The organism is Dietzia psychralcaliphila, from assembly GCF_003096095.1.
Classification (GTDB): Bacteria; Actinomycetota; Actinomycetes; order Mycobacteriales; family Mycobacteriaceae; genus Dietzia; species Dietzia psychralcaliphila.
In genome coordinates this window covers 2,564,499-2,581,433 of the sequence record NZ_CP015453.1, presented here as the reverse complement: position 1 = coordinate 2,581,433, position 16,935 = coordinate 2,564,499, and the positions used below count along the sequence as shown (strand labels likewise).

The following is a 16,935-nucleotide window of genomic DNA, read 5'->3' as shown; positions in this document are numbered from 1 at the left end:
GGCCGGCCTGACACACTGGGAACATGAGCGAATTCGTCACCACCCGGCGAGAAGGCCGGATGCAGCACATCGTCCTGGACCGCCCCAAGGCCCTGAACTCCCTCGACCTCCCCATGTGCCGGGCCCTGCACTCCGCCCTGGATGCCGCCGCGGAGGACGCGGGCGTGGAGGCCGTCGTCACCACCAGCACCTCGGAGAAGGCGTTCTGTGCGGGCGGCGACATCCGCGCGCTGCGCGACGCCGCGGCCGCGGGGGAGCACCAGACCAACCGGGAGTTCTTCTCCGAGGAGTACGCGATGGATCTCGCGTACCACACGCACCGCGTGCCGACGGTCGCCGTGATCCACGGCGTCGCGATGGGCGGCGGGCTCGGGGTCTCCATCAACGGTTCGCATCGCGTGGTCACCAAGAAGGTCATGATGGCCATGCCGGAGACGGCCATCGGGTTCATCCCCGACGTCGGCGCCAGCCACTTCCTGCCCCGCCTGTGCGGCGGAGGGACCCGGGGCCTCGCGGTGGGCATCTACCTGGGCACCACGGGGGTCAGGATGAACTCCGCCGACGCGCTGTACACGGGTCTGGCCACCCACCTGATCGACGACGAGGACCGCGACGCCTTCGTCACCGCCATCGGCGAGGTCGGCCTGGACGCCGCCCTCGACCGGTTCGGCCTCGAGCACTCGGCGGCGGGGGAGTCCGCCGTGGAGCACCACATCGACCGGATCGAGGACGTCTTCTCCCGCGGGACCGTGCAGGAGATGGTCGCAGCCCTGGAATCCGGTGAGCAGGACGAGTGGGCCACCGCGACCCTGGAGATGCTGCGGTCGCACTGCCCGACGTCGGTCATCGCGACCATCGAGCTGCTCCGCGCGGGGGCCGCGGCGGCCGATCTGCGTGAGTGCCTGGACAACGAGTTGGCACTGGGTGGATGGATCACCGCCCGCCCGGACTTCGTCGAGGGTGTGCGGGCCGTGGTGATCGACAAGGACCGCAATCCCACCTGGGATCCGTCCGACCTCGACGACGTTCACGTCGACGCCATCCGTTCGGCTCTGACCGGGAGCTGACAGGGTCTACTCTGATCCGCGTCCAGCGCACGGGGCGCGGGTCGAGGAGGGACCATGACCACCACCGGTGACGGCGAGCGCGAACCCGATCTGGTCGCCCCGCACGAAGAGCCCAAGAGCTGGGGGATCGCCGCCGTCACCGTGGTGTCGGTGGCCGCCGCGTTCGTGGTGCTCTGGGGGATCTCCCAACACGCGAACATGGTCATGCCCGCCTTCCTCGCCCTCAACCTGGTGATCGCCGCCCAGCCGCTCCAGCGGCTGCTCGATCGCGCAGGCATGCCGAGGTGGGGCGGGATGATCATCGTCCTGCTGGTGCTCTATCTCCTGCTGGCAGCGCTCGTCGGCATGCTCGTGTGGGCGTTGTGGATCGCCGCCGAGGAGATCCCGCAGTACCAGGACAGGTTCGTCGAGCTGTACAACCAGACCATCGAGTTCCTCGGCCGGTTCGGGGTGAATGAGGACCAGGTCTCCTCGAGCCTGGCCGGAGTGGACCCCGGCACGATCATCGGCACCGTCCAGAACGTGGCGGGGCAACTGTCCTCGGCGGGCGGCCAGCTCACCGTCCTGGTGATCGCGCTGACCTTCCTGGTGTTCGATATCCCCGGCATCGCCCGTCGTCGGGCCGTGATCGCCCGCCAGCGGCCCCGCCTGGCGGACGCCCTCAGCTCGTTCACCCATGGCGTGAAGTCGTACTGGATCGTCTCGACGATCTTCGGTCTCATCGTGGCGGTCATCGACGTGGTGGCGCTGCTGATCATCGGGGTGCCGCTGGCGCTGGTGTGGGGCGTCCTCGCCTTTGTCACCAACTACATCCCCAACATCGGCTTCGTCCTGGGCCTCGTACCGCCGGTGCTCTTCGCGTTGCTGACCGGGGGACCGGTCGACGCCATCTGGGTGGTGGTGATCTACAGCGTGGTCAACCTGGTCATCCAGAGCTTCATCCAGCCCAAGTTCACCGGCGATGCCGTGGGGCTCACCCCTACCGTCACGTTCCTGTCGTTGGTGTTCTGGGCCTCGGTGGCGGGCGCGCTGGGCGCGATCCTGGCGGTGCCGCTGACGCTCGCCGTCAAGGCCTTCCTGGTGGACGCCGACCCGCGGATGCGGTGGTTCTCGACCTTCTTGACCACCCCCGACGCCGACACCAAGCGCGACCGGCGGCGCGCCGGCAAGCTGCCGGCGCCGGACTGACGCACCGCGCGGTCCGAACGCAGCGCGGTCCGAACGCAGGGCGGCCCGAACACAGGGCGGCCCGAACGCCCCGCGGTCCGGACGCAGGGCGGCCTGAACGCCCCGCGGTCCGAATGCAGGGGCGGGGGAGGTCAGGCGCCGGTCGGGCCGGGTTCGTCGGTGTCCGCGGTGGCACCGGGTTCGTCGTCGGCGGGCGCGCGGGTGAAGGTCCCGAGACCGTTGCCGTCCAGGAGTTCGACGGTGACCTCGTCGTCGTCGAACGTCACGGAACCCCGAGAGCCCGGCGGCCAGTTCTCGCTGACCGGTTCGACGGCGAACGTGTCGCCATCCCAGTGCTCGAGCGGCCAGGGGGCGGCGCCGCGGCCCACAGACAGTTCCAGCGAGTCCCCTGAACCGCGCACCTCGATGGTCCCGAAGTAGTCGTTGCGGTAGGTCCCGATGAGCTCGGCCGGGTCCCGCGGCGGAGCCGGATCGGCGGGCTGCCGCGCGTCCACCAGGTCGCCGACGGGATCGAGTAGTGGTGCGAACGCCCCGCCGAACAGCTCCCGCCAGTCCAGCGTGGGGTCCCCGTACTGGGCGTAGTCGGCGAAGCGGGCGTTGATCGTCTCCGCCACCCCGCTCGGCGAGGCGTTGGTGAGCGTGATGATCCCGACGTCGAGCGAGGGCATCATGAGCATCGCCGTGCCCGCGCCCAGCGCGAAGGCCCCCGAATGGCTCCACTGGACCCGCCCCGAGGAACTGGTGCCGATGTTGAACCCGTAGCCGTATGAGCCGGGGCGGTCCACCGCGGCCTGCGGCGGCGAGGAGACGATCTGCGGGGTGAGGGCCTCGCGCAGCGCCTCGACGGGGACGATCTGCGAGCCGTCGGGCCCCTTGCCGTCGTCCAGCACCATCGCCATCCACCCGGCCATGTCGGTCACCGACGAACTCAGGCCACCCGCCGGGGCCTGGGGGTCGGGGTCGCGCTGCGGGTCGGCCGGCACCCAGTCCCCGTTCGGATCGCCCTGATCGGCGTCGGCGTGGACGTGGCCGACCGCCCGGTTGTCCCGCTCGAGCAGCTCGGCGTGGGAGAAGGAGGTGTCGTCCATGCCGAGCGGGTCGAATATCCGCTCGCGGCCGAGCTCGTCCCACGGCGTCCCCGCCGCGACCGCCACCGCCTCGGCGCCGGCGGTCAACCCGAAGTTGGTGTACGCGTACGAGGCGCGGAACGGCGTCAGCGGCAGATGACGCAGTCCGTGCAGGACCGCCGGCCGGTCGTAACCCAGGTCCTCGAGGTCGTCACCGGCGTGCTCGGGCAACCCGGAGCGGTGCGAGAAGACGTCGCCGACGGTCACGAAGGGCGACAACCGGGGATCGGAGAGCTCGAACCACGGCAGGTACTCGGTGACGGGCGTGGACCAGTCGACCTCGCCGTTCGCGCTCTCCGCCGCCACCACCGTGGCGCTGACCGACTTGGAGATCGAGGCCAGCGGGAAGACGGTGCGCTCGTCCACCGCCGCGCCGGTCGCGGTGTCGCGGACGCCGAAACCCTCCGCGAGGACCACCTCGCCGCCGTGCACCACGGCCACGGCCGCGCCCGGGATGCCGGAGGCCTCCAGTTCCTGCTCGACGATGTCGGTGACCTTCCCGACCGCGTAGTCGATCCGGTCCTCGTTGACCTCGAGCCCCGAGTAGGCGGCCGGGCTCTCGTCGGGCCCGGGCGTGGCCACCGGCGTCCCGCACGCCGAACCGAGGAGCGCGACGGACGCGCACACGCTGAGGATGCCCAGAGTTCGACGGCGCCCGGGGGTCGAATCGGTGGTCATCCGCCCAGCTTAGTCCGCCGGATGCGCCCCGGAGGCCCGTGTCGGACCAAACCCGGCGCCCCGGTTCCGATGCCTGGCGATGAGGTCGCGGTACCAGTACCAGGAGTCCTTGCGGGTCCGCGTCTGGGTGGTGTGGTCTACGTGGACCAGGCCGAAGCGCTCGGCGTACCCGGCGGCCCATTCGAAGTTGTCCATCGCCGACCACACGTAGTACCCGCGCACGTCCACGCCGGCGTCGACGGCGTCCGCGACGGCGGCCAGGTGCGCGCGCAGGTAGTCGATCCGACGTTCGTCGTGGACCGCGCCGTCCGCACCGGGGCTGTCGTGGTACGAGCACCCGTTCTCGGTGACCGTCACCGGCGGCAGCCCCGGGTAGCGCTCGTGGAGCGCCACGAGGATGTCGGTGAGTCCCGACGGCACGACGGGCCAGTCGAAGTCGGTCCGCTCGACGCCCTCGGTACGCACCGGGCGGAACGGCATGTCCTCCGGGAAGTCCACCTCGAGCACCCCGGAATAGTCCGTGTCCGGTCGGGGGGATTCGATCACCGTGGGTTCGTAGTAGTTCACGCCGTAGTGGTCGAGGGGGCTCGCGATGACGACGAGGTCCTGCTCGAGCTGCGCGGGGGTCAGGCCCGCGGAGTTCATGACGAGCTCGGCCACCCAGTCCTGCGGATAGGCGCCGCGGAGGACGGGATCGGAGAACAGCCAGTTGGTCAGGATGCGGAAGAGGTCGGCGGCCTCCACGTCCTCGGGGGCGTCGGTGGCGGCCGTGACGGGAAAGTGCTGTTGCACCACCCCCACCTCGTGATGGGGGCCGGCGGCGCGGATCGCCCGGACCGCCAGCCCGTGTGCGCGGAGCAGGTTGTGGGCCACGGGCAGGCAGTCCAACCCCAACCCGAGGGCGGGCGCGTGATCGGTGAGTCCGTGGCCGTAGAGGGTGTGGACGTTCATCTCGTTGAGCGTGAGCCAGCGGGTGACGCGGTCGCCCAGGGCCTCCACCACCACGGCGGCGTAGTCCGCCAGAGCCTGCGAGGTGTCCCGCGCCAGCCAGCCGCCCTCGTCCTGCAGGGCCTGCGGCAGGTCCCAGTGGTAGAGGGTGGGCACCGGGCGGATGCCGGCCGCCAGGAGGTCGTCGACGAGCCGTGAGTAGAAGTCCAGGCCGGGCCCGTTGACCTGCCCGCGCCCAGTGGGCAGGATCCGCGACCAGGAGATCGAGAACCGGTAGTCGTCGACGCCCAGGTCGGCCAGGTCGCGGACGTCCTCGGCATGACGGTGGTAGTGATCGCACGCCACGGCCGGGGTGTCGCCGCCGCGGATGCGGCCGGGCTCGGCGGCGAAGGTGTCCCAGATGCTCGGGCCGCGCCCGTCGGCGTCGGCCCCGCCCTCGATCTGGGCGGCGGCGGTGGCCGTGCCCAGGCGGAATCCGGGGGGCAGGATCGGGTCTCGGGAGCGCAACTAAGGGGTCCTTCCAGGTGGGTGCTAGCGGACGCCGCGGAGCGGCAGGGTGCACAGGGCGGCGGCGACGGCGATGCCGGCTCCCGCCCAGTAGAGGGCGGGGTAACCGGCCGCCGAGGTGACCAGCGGCACGGCGATCGCGGGTGCGACCACCTGCGGCAATGAGGTGGCGATGTTGGCCACGCCCAGCAGGGTGCCCGCGGTGCCGGAAGTCGCCAGGGAGCCGGTGATGATCGCCATGTCGACCGCGATGAACAGTCCCCAGCCCACGCCGAGCACGGCTGCGGCGGCCAGCACGGCGGGCATGGTGGTCGACGCCGCGAGGCCGAGCAATCCGCCGGCGGTGATCAGGGCCCCGGCCGCGGCGAACTCGCGGCGCCGGTGGAGCCGGTCGGAGAACGACCCGGCCATCGCCGCACAGACCGCGGAGAGGACGAGCGTGATGACGGTGACCACGAGGACAGAACTGCCGGGGTCGGGCGCCCCCACCACGGAGTCGAGGAAGAAGAACAGGTACACCAGCAGGATGGCGTTGGTGAGGTTCATGAGGAACCGCAGCAGCCACGCCCACGCGTACTGACGGGTCGGACGGAAGTCCGCGAGGGCGACCCTGGAACGTGCGACGGCGTCGGTTCCCGCCTGGCCGTCGACTCCCGTTCCGGCCCCGGCTCCCGCGTCATCGCCGACCCCGCCACCACCTGTGACCGCGTGGGCCGGGGACGCGACCGGTGCCGCACGCCCCGCCACCACGATCGCCGAGAGCAGCGCCGGCGTGAGCACCGCGAGCACCAGGTATCCGATCGCGCTACCACCGACGGACTCCGCCACCACGACGCCGCTGATCACGCCGACGATCTGGCCCACCCCGAACAGTGACCCCACCACGCCCCGCTGCTGCTCGGGCACGCGGTCGGCCATCAGGGCGGCCAGCACCGCGAACGGTCCGTTGAACCCCAACTGCACGAGGACCCACCCCGCGACAGTGGCCGGGCCGGAGTCGGCGGTCAGGAGAACCACCTGGCCCGCCACACCGATCGCCGTGCCCACGTACACCACCGGCATGCGGGTGCCGAGCCTCGCACGGCACCGGTCGGAGATCAGTCCCCAGATCGGGTTGGCCACCAGGGCGACGGCCGCCCCGACACCGACGACCAGTCCGAGTAGCGCCTCCCGTCCTCCCGGCCCGCCGATCCTGTCGGTCTGTACGGGCAGGAGGATCTGCAGCGGGCCGAACCACGAGGCGAACACCGCCACGACGCCGAGTGTGAGCGCCAGGATCCACAGCGGGCCGACGCGGTCGGCGGGTCGGGTCACCGCACGCGTTCCCAGTTGGCCGTCCACGCCTCGGCGCCGCCCATGAGTTGGCGCTCCAGCTCGGGGCGGTCCGGTCCGGCCCGGTGCAGCAGGTCGGCCGCCCAGTCCGCGTAGAGGCCGTAGTGGGCGACGCCGTCGACGTTGAGATCGTAAACCCGGTCACCGAATTGCCAGCGGTCCATCACCTCGCCGCTGAGCGCGGTGAACGGGTAGACCAGCGGGTCGGTGGCCGCGCTGGGACGGGGGTCCGCGAGCGGGGCCAGGCCGTTGACGTCGGAGCCGAAGCCGTAGCCGTCGAACGGCCGGGTCGCGCCGGCGGTGTTGGCCCGCCACGCCTCGAGGAAACTGGTCTCGAAGTTCTCGGTGGGGTCGGCGGGCCAGGCGAACGCGGCCACGAACCCGCCCTGTTCGTGCACGCGGCGCGTGATGCCCGGGGTGGCCCAGGTGTGATCCACGACCAGGCCCGTATACCGCGTCTCCGCGGCGATGTCGAGCGTGCGGTTCGCGGTCTTGACACCCATGTGGTCGATGTTGATCACCATGCCGCGCGCCATCATCCCGCGGACCGCGTGCTCGCCGAGCGGGGTCAAGCCGCGGACGTTGCACAGGGGCGCCTCGGGGTACACGGGCAGCGCTGCTCCCGCGGGCGCACCCGACGACGCCGCACCCAGTCCGTCCGCGACCGCGGTGCTGGCGATCGGCTGCTCGTGGTCCGCGTCGGGGCCCGTACACGGCTCGGTCTCCCAGAATCGCTGGGTCCCGATCTTGTTGCCGATGTTCACGGCCAGGCCCGCCAGGTCCTCGTCCATGCGGGCGCCCCCGAGGGCGTTGTCGAACTTGTGGACCGGGAACACGGTGGACACGCCCCACGAGGCGAACTCGTCCAGGCCGCGGTCGATGTCCTCGGCCGAACAGAGCGGCACGTCGTTCACCATCCGGCACCCGAACGGTTCGGACGCCTCCACGCCCAGCGTCACCGCGAGCTTGCCCTGCGCCGCGACCGCACGAACCTCCCCGGGAGACCGCGCGATCCGGAACCACCCCTGGCCGGGACCGCCGTGCTCGGCGTCGATGTGGGCCTCCATCCGGTTCATGTAGTCGACCTGCCGGCGTAGTTGGTCCATCTCGTCGCACGGGTTCGGCGAGCCGATCAGCGCCTCACACAGCACTCGGTTGGCCACCAGGTGGTTGTTGAGCACCCGCAGTCCGCCCCGCCACGCCCGCTCGATGCCGGTGTAATAGGCCTGCTCGTGGAGCTGCGAATCGTGGGCCGGCCACTGCGCGAAGGTGGGGTAGCCCTGCGTGCCGCCGGGGACCGGGGTACCGCCGAGGATCGACTCGAGCAGCGAGAAGTGACCGAAGTCCGAGTGGGTGGGGCAGTCCGCCAAGGCCTGCGCCATCCCGCCGGGGGCGAACGGCTCACCGCACCGCAGCGCGCCGCCGAACGCCTGGGACGCGGCGATGTGGGCGTGGGCGTCCACCATGCCTCTGATGGGGGCGGCGGCGCGGGTCGGTGCGGCGGTCAGTGGAACAACCACCATCACTGCCATGAACAGGGCCAACGCTGCGCGCGGCCACTCGCCTGTGATCGTTCTCCCCGCGGTCGACCTGCTGCGTCCCATGCCCGTGCCCCTCTCAGACGGCACCCGCCGTGGGTCGGCGGGGGCGTCGGCGTGAAAGGGAGCTTAACCACGAACCGGCCGTCGCAGGGCCTATCCCGGCTATTTCTGGACAGCTGTTCAGAGCTCTTTCGGGGCCGATGGGGCCTGGGTGGCGCGAGTGTCAGGCGGTGTCGGCGACGAGTGGCTCGATGGTGAGGTGCTCCATCTCCTTGCTGATGTACTGCAGGCGCCATTTGTCGCCGAACAGTGCCAGCAGCTCGCCGTCGGTGCGCTGGAACACCTCGACCCCGCGCTGGCGGCCGAGCTCGTCCGCGGAGGCCGCGTCGGTGCGGCGGGCGATCGAGTACGGCAGATTGTCGACCACCACCTCGACGTTGAACTCGGTCTTCATGCGGGCGGTGACCACCTCGAACTGCATCGGACCGACCGCCGCCATGACGGGGTTGGCGTCGCCGCGGATGTCGTTGCGCAGGACCTGCACCACGCCCTCGGCGGCCAGCTGGTCGATCGCCTTGCGGAACTGCTTGTACTTGCCCAGCGACTGCGCGCGGACCACGGCGAAGTGCTCGGGTGCGAACTGGGGGATCGGGGGGAATTGCACCTTCTTACCGGTGTAGAGGGTGTCGCCGGGGGCCAGGGCGGTGGCGTTGACCAGGCCTACGACGTCTCCCGGGTAGGCGGTCTCGACGGTGGTGCGGTCGCGGCCGAAGACGGTGAGCGCGTACTTGGTGGTGAACGGCTTGGCGGACTGTGCGTGCGTGACCACCATGCCGCGCTCGAACTCGCCCGAGACCACGCGCATGAACGCGAGCCGGTCGCGGTGCGCGGCGTCCATTCCGGCCTGCACCTTGAACACGACGGCGGAGAACGGGTCCGAGGTCTCGCGCGGGACGCCGGAGACGGTGTCCCACGCGTGCGGCGGCGGGGCGAGCTCGACCAGTGCGTCGAGGATCTGGTGGACGCCGAAGTTGAGCATCGCCGAGGCGAAGATCACCGGGCTGGTCTCGCCGGCCAGATACAGCTCCTGATCGTGGTCCTGCCCCATGGCCGAGAGCAGCTCGGACTCCTCGACGGCGGTCTCCCAGACATCGCCCTCACGCTCGGCGGCTGTGGCCGGGTCGTAGTGCTCCTCCGGGGCGATGGTCGAGCCACCGGCGGTGCGGGTGAAGTGGATGTACTCCTCGGGCGCCCCGTCGTCGCCGCGGCGGAGCAGGCCCCGGTAGTCGCCGGCGATGCCCACCGGCATGAACAGCGGGGTGGGGACCAGGCCGATCTGCTCGGTGATCTCGTCCAACAGTTCCAGCGGCGCCTGCCCCGGTCGGTCCCACTTGTTGATGACCGTGATGATGGGCAGGCCGTTGTGCTTGCACACCCGGAACAGTTTGAGCGTCTGCGGCTCGAGGCCCTTGGCGGCGTCGATGAGCATGACCGCTGCGTCCACGGCGGTGAGGACCCGGTAGGTGTCCTCGGAGAAGTCGGCGTGACCGGGGGTGTCGACGAGGTTGATGACGTAGGGGTCGTCGTCCTCCGGCGACCCGGCCGGCTTGTAGGTGAACTGCAACGCCGTGGAGCTGACGGAGATGCCGCGGGCCTTCTCCATCTCCATCCAGTCCGAGACGGTGGCCCGACGACCGGATTTGCCGTGGACGGCACCGGCCTCGGTGATGACCCGCGCGTGGAGTGCGAGCGCCTCGGTGAGCGTGGACTTGCCGGCATCGGGGTGGGCGATCACGGCGAAGGTGCGGCGGCGCGAGACCTCCGCGGCGACGTGTCGTGACGCATCGGGACCTGCCTGCCGTCCGGTCGTCCCGGTGTCCTCGGCGGTCTCGGTCACGCGTCCTCCTCGGTGCTCCGGCGGCCCTTGCCGTCGTCTTCTCAGAGTACGTGCGTTCCCGCTCCACCTCCCAATCCGGCCGTGTGACGCCCGGGGCTGGAGTGGCAGATGGAAAGTCGAGGTCAAACAGGGTGCGGACACCCGGTACGCGGGGGCGACAAGCTCGCTAACTCCTGAGGGCCACTATTGGTTTCGTGCGGCCGCGTGGGCACCGTGGGTGCCGCACCGGTCTGCCAGAAGGGCGTGCCGGAACTACGACGAACGGACAATCCACGTGTTCTCGCTCACGTCCCGGCACATCGCCGCGACCGTGGTCTGCACCCTCGCGACCGGCGCGCTCGTCTCCGCGCCCGTCGTCGCAGCGCAGACCGCTGATGGCTCCGCGACCGACAAGGTCACCCTGCTCAACATCACGGATTACCACGGACGCATCTCGGCCGCTCAGCCGTCCACGGTGGCCTTCGCGGACACGATCGAGTCGCTGCGCGCCGAGGCCGGGGCGGACTCGAGCCTGCTGCTGTCCGCGGGCGACAACGTGGGCGGGTCGCTGTTCGCCTCGGCGTTCAGGGACGACCAACCGACCATCGACGTGCTCAACGCGCTGGGGCTCGCCTCCTCGGCCGTGGGCAACCACGAGTTCGACCGGGGCGTCGAGGACTTCCAGGGGCGCATCGAGCCCGCCGCGGACTGGGACTACCTGGCCGCCAACGTGACCGTCGACGGCGTGGGCATGAAGGAGTACTCGCTCCACGAGGTCAGCGGGCTGACCGTCGGCGTGATCGGTGTGGTCACCGAGGAGACGCCGACCCTCGTCAGCCCGAGTGGCATGGTGGGCGTCCAGTTCAGTGACCCGGTGGACGCGGTCAACCGTGTCGCCGACCAGCTGACCGACGGCGACGATTCCAACGGCGAGGCCGACATCATCGTGGCCGAGTACCACGAGGGCGCCCCTGCCGCGGGGTCGATCGAGGTCGCGCGCGCCCAGTCCGAGGTGTTCGACGACATCGTCACCCGCACCGCCGGCAGCGTGGATGCGATCTTCACCGGTCACAGCCACCAGCTCTTCGCCTGGGAGGGCGAGAAGCCGGCCGGTGAGCGCACCGGCCTGGTCGGCTCGGTCGACCGCACCGGCCTGGCGGGGGGCTCGCTCGGGTCGCTCACCGGGTCACTCGGCGGCACCGAGACCGGGGGCCCGACGACCCGACCGGTGCTCCAGGCCGGGTCCTACGGCGGTCACATCGGCCGGGTGACGTTCGATGTCGACCCGGAGACGCGCGAGGTCATCGGCTTCACCCAGGAGAACGTGGCGGTGCCCTCGTCGGCCGCCGGTGCCGACCTGTCCAACCCGGTCGTGGCCGACGTCAAGCAGATCGTCGACGCCACCCTGGCGGATGCCGAGATCGTGGGCAGCCAGCCCGTCGGCACCGTCACCGGCGACATCACCACGGCCTACCGGAACGGCACCCGCGACGATCGGCTCTCGGAGTCGGCCCTGGGCAACCTCGTGGGCCAGTTCGTCAAGGACGCCGTGGCAGACCGCGGCGGCGCGGACATCGGCTTCATGAACTCGGGCGGACTGCGGGCGGAGCTCTTCAACGACCCGGCCGACCAGGACGGCAACATCACTCTGGCCGAGGCCAACGAGGTCCTGCCGTTCGCCAACACCCTGGTCACCATGTCGCTGACGGGTGAGCAGGTCCGCAACGTCCTCGAGCAGCAGTGGCAGCCTGCGGGCTCGTCCCGACCGTTCCTCGCGTTGGGGACCTCGGACAACCTCACGTGGACGTTCGACCCGACCAGTCCCGCGGGCGACCGGATCACCTCGATCACCATCGACGGCGCCCCCGTGGACCCGGCCGCGAGCTACCGGGTGGCCGCGGCCAGCTTCCTCGCCGCGGGTGGCGACAACTTCACGGAGTTCGCCGAGGGCACCGACGTGCGGGACACCGGCCTGGTGGACTCGGAGGCGTGGCAGGGCTACCTGGCCGAGCGCCGCGTCGAGGGCATCGATCCCGACTTCGCCCGCAGTGCGGTGGCCGCCTCGAACCTGCCCGGCACGGTCCAGGCGGGGCAGGAGTACTCGTTCACCCTCAGCGATCTCGACCTGACCTCGCTCGGCGCGCCCACCACCCGGACCGCCACGGTGGAGCTGGGCGGGGCCTCGCTCGGAACCTTCGACGCGGTGTCCGGGATCGATGACGTGACCTTCGGGCCGGCCGCCCATGTCACCCCGCTCGACGGCCGCGTCGACATCACCGTGACGATCCCTGCGGGCACCCCTGCCGGGGAGACGGCGTTGACGATCACTACCGACACGGGGACCGTCATCACGGTGCCCGTCACGGCTGGCGCCACCGCGCCCGCCCCGGTGCGCTGACGCGAACGGACCGCACCACCTGAGCCGACCGCGCCCCTTCCGGTGAACCGGGAGGGGCGCGGGCTCGTCGCCGGACGGCAGAGCTGGTGACCTCTACTGCCTGCCGCCGAGTTCCCTGCCACCGAGTTCCATGCCACCGAGCGCGGCGAGGTACCGGCGGGTGATCCGGTCCTGTTCTGCGCGGGCGATGGGCGCGCCCAGCGTGGCGAGTAGCGTCGCGGGTGCGGATTCGGCGTCGATCCGCAGTCGGACCACGTCGGTGCCCGGGTCGCGGTGCACGAGGAAGGTCTCGGTGCCGCGCTCGGGGTGGCCGGGAAGGGCCCGATAGGTGAAGCCCCTGGCCTGCGCGGTGTGGACGACGTCGGTGACCTCGCAGGGAGCGGTGAGCCGGAGCCAGGCGGCCGGTCCGGTGCGCGGCCTGAGCCGCACCCGGCGACCGACGGCGACCCCACCATCCACGACGACGACGAGGCCCGCGCGTCGGTGCATCTCCCAGTTCATCAGGTCCTCACCGGCCCGCTCGAGCAGATCCCGCCCGCTGCCCAGGACGGCCTCGCGCGTGAACCTGCGCGTGCGTCCTGCCCGACTCACGTCGTGTGAACCTGGTTCTGGGCGGTGTCGAGGCCATGCTTGAGCAGCAGTTCGACGGCGTCGGCGGCGTCCTGGATCAGGAACGGCACGTCGGGCTGCTCGAGCTTGGAGAAGCGCTTGAGGACGTAGTCCGCCACCGCCATCCGTCCGGGCGGGCGGCCGACTCCCGCGCGGACGCGGATGTAGTCGCGGGTGCCGAGGGCGCTGGTCACCGAGCGCAGGCCGTTGTGCCCGCCCTCGCCGCCACCGCGCTTGAGGCGGACCTGGCCGAAGTCGATGTCGATCTCGTCGTGCACCACGATCACGTCGGTGGGTGCCACGGAGAAGTACTTGGCCACCGCCGCGACGGGGCCGCCGGACAGGTTCATGTAGCTGCGCGGCCGGGCCAGGATCACGGGCTGGTCGGCGAGCCGCGTCTGCGCGACCTCGCAGTTGGTCCGTTTGTGCGACTGGAAGCTCGCCGGCATGGGCAGGGCGCGGGACGCGAGCTCGACCAGTACGTCCCAGCCGATGTTGTGGCGCGTGCCCTCGTAGTCGGGACCGGGGTTGGCCAGGCCCACGACGAGTCTGGGTCCGGGGGCGTCAGCGGTACTCACGGACTCATGGTCCCAGACCGGGTCGGCCGCCGGACCGTCGGACCGCCGGTCTCCGTTCCCGCCGGACACCGGTCGCCGGTCCAGCCGGACACCGCTGACACTCGGGTTATCGGGCCTGCAGTTCCGCCCGGGCCGTCTCGAGCACCGCGGCGGTGAGGGAGTCGAGGTCGGGGGACTGGAGTCTCCAGTGCTGCCAGAACAGGGGGACGTCGAGCGGGTGGTCGGGGGAGACCTGGGCGAGCTCACCGGAGACCAACCAGGGGGTGGCCAGCCGCTCGGGGACCAGGCCCCAGCCCAACCCCGCGGCGATCGCCCTGACGTGGTCGTGGGAGCTGGGCACGAAGTGGCGGGGTCCGGTCGGTTCGCGTCGGGCCAGCCGTCGATAGTGGTGGTTCTGGTGGGCGTCGCTTCGGTCGAAGTCCACGATGGGGGCTCGGCCCAGCGCGGTCGTGGGCGAGCCGTCCCTCAGGTGCCTGGCCACGAACCCGGGACTGGCGCAGGCCAGGTACCTCATCGACCCCAGGGGTAGCGACCGGCACCCCTGGACGGGTCGGGACTCGCTGGTCACCGCCGCCATCACCTCGCCCCGCCGGAGGAGATCGGAGGACAACGACTCGTCCTCGCGGCGGAGGTCGAAGACCACCCGGCCGGAGGAGTGGACTTCGGTCATCGCGTCGAGGAACCAGGTGGCCAGCGAGTCGGAGTTGCACGCCACCGCCAGGACCACGTGCCCGGCCGGGGTGTCCGGACCGTCGAACTCGCGGGACAGTGACTCCTCCAGGTGGAGCATCTGCCGCGCGGTCCTGAGGACCGTCTCGCCGGACTCGGTCGCCGTGACCGGGCGGTCCCGGCGGACCAGGATGCGGCCGGCCGAGTCCTCCAGTGCGCGGATGCGCTGGGACACCGCCGACTGGGTGATGTGCAGCTGGGTGGCGGCGGCGTCGAACGAACCGAGGTCCACGACGGCGGCGAGGGTCCGCAGCTGGTCCAGGTGAAGTGCATGCATAAGTAGATCTAATGCTAGCGGACAAACTGTAGTCGCACTACTGACGCGGCGGACCTAGCGTGAGGGCGTGACCACCACTTCCACCCTTCTCATGGGCGCCGGCATGGGCCTCGGGCTCATCGCCGCCGTCGGCGCACAGAACGCCTACATCCTCCAACGCTCGATCCGAGGCGACGTGGCGATGGTGCCGATCGTGATGTTCTGCATCCTCTCGGAGGCGATCCTGATCCTGCTCGGGGTGGCAGGGGTGGGGGTACTGGTCGAGTCCGCGCCCGCCGCGATCACGGTGATGACGTGGTTCGGCGTGGTGTTCCTGCTGGCCTATGGTGCCGTCGCCGCGACCCGCGCTATCCGCCCCGGCGGCGGGTTGGCGGTGGACGACGACGCCCGCATCCCCTCGACCCTGGGCGCGGTCGCGGCGTGCGCGGCGTTCACCTGGCTCAACCCCCACGCCTACCTCGACAGCGTGGTCTTCCTCGGCACCCTCGCCAACCAGCAGGCGGGGGACCTGCGCTGGGTGTTCGCGGCCGGGGCGTTCCTGGCCGGCACGGCGTGGTTCATGCTGATCGGCTTCGGTGGAAGGGCGCTGCGCGGAGTGTTCGCCAGGCCCGGGGCGTGGCGGGTGCTGGACGCGGGGATCGCCGTGATGATGGTCGCCCTGGCCGTCGGCCTCATCCGCGGATAGGGCTCCTCCACGGATAGGGTTCCTGTGCGGTTGGGGCTCCTCCCAATGACCGCGGGCCCGGTCCGACGCAGTGGTCGAACCGGGCCCGCGGCCGGGGTCACCGCAGCTCAGGCCGCGGCGCGAGGAATCACGCCTCTTCGGCGGCCTGAGCGGCGTCCTCGGCGGCCTCACCCTGGGGTGCTGCCTCCTCCTCGGCCTCGAGGTCGGCCTCGGACGGCGCCTCGATGACGTTGACGATCAGCGTCTCCGGGTCGGAGATCAGGGTGCTGCCGGCGGGGAGATCGATGTCCGCGGCGGTGATCTGCAGGCCGGCCTCGGCGTCCTCGACCGACACCTCCAGGCCCTCGGGGAGGAGGGTCGCGTCGGCCTCGATCTCGACGTAGCTGGCGTCCTGGGTCACGAGGGTGCCCGGGGAGGCGTCGCCGACGACCGTGACGGAGACCTCGACCGTGACCTTCTCGCCCTTGCGCACGACGAGCAGGTCGGTGTGCTCGATGATGCGGGTCAGCGGGTGCACGTCGATCTGCTTGGGCAGGGCGAGCTGCTCCTCGCCCTCGATGTCGAGCGTGAGCAGCGAGTTGGTGCCGTGGGCACGGAGGACCGCAGCGAACTCGAGGGAGTTCAGGAGCAGGTGGCGCGGCTCGGTGTGGTGGCCGTAGAGCACCGCGGGGACCTGGCCCTCGCGACGGGCGCGGCGGGCGGAGCCCTTGCCGAACTCGGTGCGGATGGAGGTCTTGAGGTTGTTGATTTCCTTGGCCATGGTGAACCTTCTGTCGGTGGGGAGCGCGCGTGCGCGCTGCGGGCGGGAGACCTCCCCGGCGACCGAGACGATCGCCCGGGGCGGTCCACCGGGACCACACCGACAATGATCGCGTCGATAACGGAGTGACCCGTGCAGGGTCCTCCCTCGCCGAGATGACCCGATCAGCCTAGCGGCGCGGAGCCCGGCCCCCAAATCAGGCCCGGCCCCAAATCATGCCGGGCACCAGAAAATCAGGCTGGGCACCAGAAAATCAGGCCGGGCCCCGCGACCGTCAGAGGATCTCCTCGACGGCGGAGGTGGGCCGCGCCAGGCGGGTCCCCTTGTCGGTGACGACGAAGGGCCGCTCGATGAGCCGGGGGTGGGCCACCATCGCCGCGAGCAGTTCCTCGTCCGAGGCCTCGAGCAGCCCGAGTTCGGTGAACTCGGTCTCCTTGACCCGCACGGCCTGCCGCACCGTCAACCCGGCGTCGCAGATGAGGGTGCGCAGCTCCTCGACCGTGGGAGGGGTGTCGAGATACTTGACCACCGTCGGCTCGACCCCCCGCTCCCGGAGCAGTTCGAGCGCCTGCCGCGACTTCGAACAGCGTGGGTTGTGGTAGATCGTGGCGCGGCCCGCGGGGTCCGCGGACATG

The 16,935-nt window shown here is 71.0% G+C and carries 15 protein-coding genes; 5 read left to right on the top strand and 10 right to left on the bottom strand.

Annotated features, from left to right (window positions below; genetic code table 11):
• Positions 1-23 precede the first annotated feature (23 nt).
• Complete coding sequence (locus tag A6048_RS11805; RefSeq protein WP_107746501.1) at positions 24-1,067, top strand: enoyl-CoA hydratase/isomerase family protein; 1,044 nt, start codon at positions 24-26, stop codon at positions 1,065-1,067.
• A 54-nt stretch (positions 1,068-1,121) separates the two neighbouring features.
• On the top strand, positions 1,122-2,255 hold the full coding sequence (locus A6048_RS11800) for an AI-2E family transporter (protein ID WP_107746502.1): 1,134 nt from the start codon (positions 1,122-1,124) through the stop codon (positions 2,253-2,255).
• A gap of 131 nt (positions 2,256-2,386) precedes the next feature.
• Here A6048_RS11800 and A6048_RS11795 read toward each other — a convergent pair whose 3' ends face one another.
• From A6048_RS11795 to A6048_RS11780, 4 genes are read right to left on the bottom strand one after another with little or no spacing between them, the layout of a single operon-like run.
• Positions 2,387-4,060 carry a serine hydrolase gene (locus A6048_RS11795; protein WP_107746503.1) on the bottom strand — a complete coding sequence of 558 codons (1,674 nt, stop codon included), beginning with the start codon at positions 4,058-4,060 and terminating at the stop codon, positions 2,387-2,389.
• A gap of 9 nt (positions 4,061-4,069) precedes the next feature.
• Complete coding sequence (locus tag A6048_RS11790; protein WP_107746504.1) at positions 4,070-5,515, bottom strand: GH1 family beta-glucosidase; 1,446 nt, start codon at positions 5,513-5,515, stop codon at positions 4,070-4,072.
• A gap of 24 nt (positions 5,516-5,539) precedes the next feature.
• Entirely contained in the window at positions 5,540-6,829 is a 1,290-nt protein-coding gene (locus A6048_RS11785; protein ID WP_235027475.1) for an MFS transporter, read from the bottom strand.
• A complete protein-coding gene (locus A6048_RS11780) occupies positions 6,826-8,379 on the bottom strand; it encodes a hypothetical protein (RefSeq protein WP_235027476.1) in 1,554 nt (517 codons plus the stop codon). The genes A6048_RS11785 and A6048_RS11780 overlap by 4 nt, the downstream gene beginning before the upstream one ends.
• On the opposite strand from A6048_RS11780, the gene A6048_RS18805 reads away from it, so the two are divergent.
• On the top strand, positions 8,378-8,506 hold the full coding sequence (locus tag A6048_RS18805) for a hypothetical protein (RefSeq protein ID WP_268817324.1): 129 nt from the start codon (positions 8,378-8,380) through the stop codon (positions 8,504-8,506). The two genes, A6048_RS11780 and A6048_RS18805, sit on opposite strands and share 2 nt — an antisense overlap.
• Before the next feature lie 105 nt (positions 8,507-8,611).
• Here A6048_RS18805 and A6048_RS11775 read toward each other — a convergent pair whose 3' ends face one another.
• A complete protein-coding gene (locus A6048_RS11775) occupies positions 8,612-10,285 on the bottom strand; it encodes a peptide chain release factor 3 (protein ID WP_107746506.1) in 1,674 nt (557 codons plus the stop codon).
• Between the two features lie 274 nt (positions 10,286-10,559).
• On the opposite strand from A6048_RS11775, the gene A6048_RS18295 reads away from it, so the two are divergent.
• Entirely contained in the window at positions 10,560-12,662 is a 2,103-nt protein-coding gene (locus A6048_RS18295; RefSeq protein ID WP_146166332.1) for a bifunctional metallophosphatase/5'-nucleotidase, read from the top strand.
• A gap of 93 nt (positions 12,663-12,755) precedes the next feature.
• Here the strand turns inward: A6048_RS18295 and A6048_RS11750 are convergent, their stop codons facing one another.
• From A6048_RS11750 to A6048_RS11740, 3 genes are all read right to left on the bottom strand, one after another.
• Positions 12,756-13,253 (bottom strand): DUF1990 domain-containing protein, encoded by a 498-nt coding sequence (locus A6048_RS11750; RefSeq protein ID WP_107746510.1) that lies wholly within the window; start codon positions 13,251-13,253, stop codon positions 12,756-12,758.
• Complete coding sequence (gene pth, locus A6048_RS11745; RefSeq protein WP_107746674.1) at positions 13,250-13,849, bottom strand: aminoacyl-tRNA hydrolase; 600 nt, start codon at positions 13,847-13,849, stop codon at positions 13,250-13,252. Before pth ends, A6048_RS11750 begins: the two co-directional genes overlap by 4 nt.
• A gap of 106 nt (positions 13,850-13,955) precedes the next feature.
• A complete protein-coding gene (locus A6048_RS11740) occupies positions 13,956-14,855 on the bottom strand; it encodes a LysR family transcriptional regulator ArgP (protein WP_107746511.1) in 900 nt (299 codons plus the stop codon).
• Between the two features lie 67 nt (positions 14,856-14,922).
• On the opposite strand from A6048_RS11740, the gene A6048_RS11735 reads away from it, so the two are divergent.
• Entirely contained in the window at positions 14,923-15,540 is a 618-nt protein-coding gene (locus A6048_RS11735; protein ID WP_107746512.1) for a LysE/ArgO family amino acid transporter, read from the top strand.
• Between the two features lie 127 nt (positions 15,541-15,667).
• Here the strand turns inward: A6048_RS11735 and A6048_RS11730 are convergent, their stop codons facing one another.
• Positions 15,668-16,300 (bottom strand): 50S ribosomal protein L25/general stress protein Ctc, encoded by a 633-nt coding sequence (locus tag A6048_RS11730; RefSeq protein ID WP_107746513.1) that lies wholly within the window; start codon positions 16,298-16,300, stop codon positions 15,668-15,670.
• A 274-nt stretch (positions 16,301-16,574) separates the two neighbouring features.
• Positions 16,575-16,934, bottom strand: a complete 360-nt coding sequence (gene arsC / locus A6048_RS11725; RefSeq protein ID WP_107746514.1) for an arsenate reductase (glutaredoxin) — start codon at positions 16,932-16,934, stop codon at positions 16,575-16,577.
• Position 16,935: the final 1 nt, after the last annotated feature.

What these genes read in the sequence shown, in the direction of transcription:
- A6048_RS11805 (WP_107746501.1), top strand. Translation starts at nt 24, where the DNA reads ATGAGCGAATTCGTCACCACCCGGCGAGAAGGCCGGATGCAGCACATC.
- A6048_RS11800 (WP_107746502.1), top strand. Translation starts at nt 1,122, where the DNA reads ATGACCACCACCGGTGACGGCGAGCGCGAACCCGATCTGGTCGCCCCG.
- A6048_RS11795 (WP_107746503.1), bottom strand. Translation starts at nt 4,060, where the DNA reads ATGACCACCGATTCGACCCCCGGGCGCCGTCGAACTCTGGGCATCCTC.
- A6048_RS18805 (WP_268817324.1), top strand. Translation starts at nt 8,378, where the DNA reads ATGAACAGGGCCAACGCTGCGCGCGGCCACTCGCCTGTGATCGTTCTC.
- A6048_RS11780 (WP_235027476.1), bottom strand. Translation starts at nt 8,379, where the DNA reads ATGGCAGTGATGGTGGTTGTTCCACTGACCGCCGCACCGACCCGCGCC.
- A6048_RS11740 (WP_107746511.1), bottom strand. Translation starts at nt 14,855, where the DNA reads ATGCATGCACTTCACCTGGACCAGCTGCGGACCCTCGCCGCCGTCGTG.
- A6048_RS11730 (WP_107746513.1), bottom strand. Translation starts at nt 16,300, where the DNA reads ATGGCCAAGGAAATCAACAACCTCAAGACCTCCATCCGCACCGAGTTC.
- arsC (WP_107746514.1), bottom strand. Translation starts at nt 16,934, where the DNA reads ATGTCCGCGGACCCCGCGGGCCGCGCCACGATCTACCACAACCCACGC.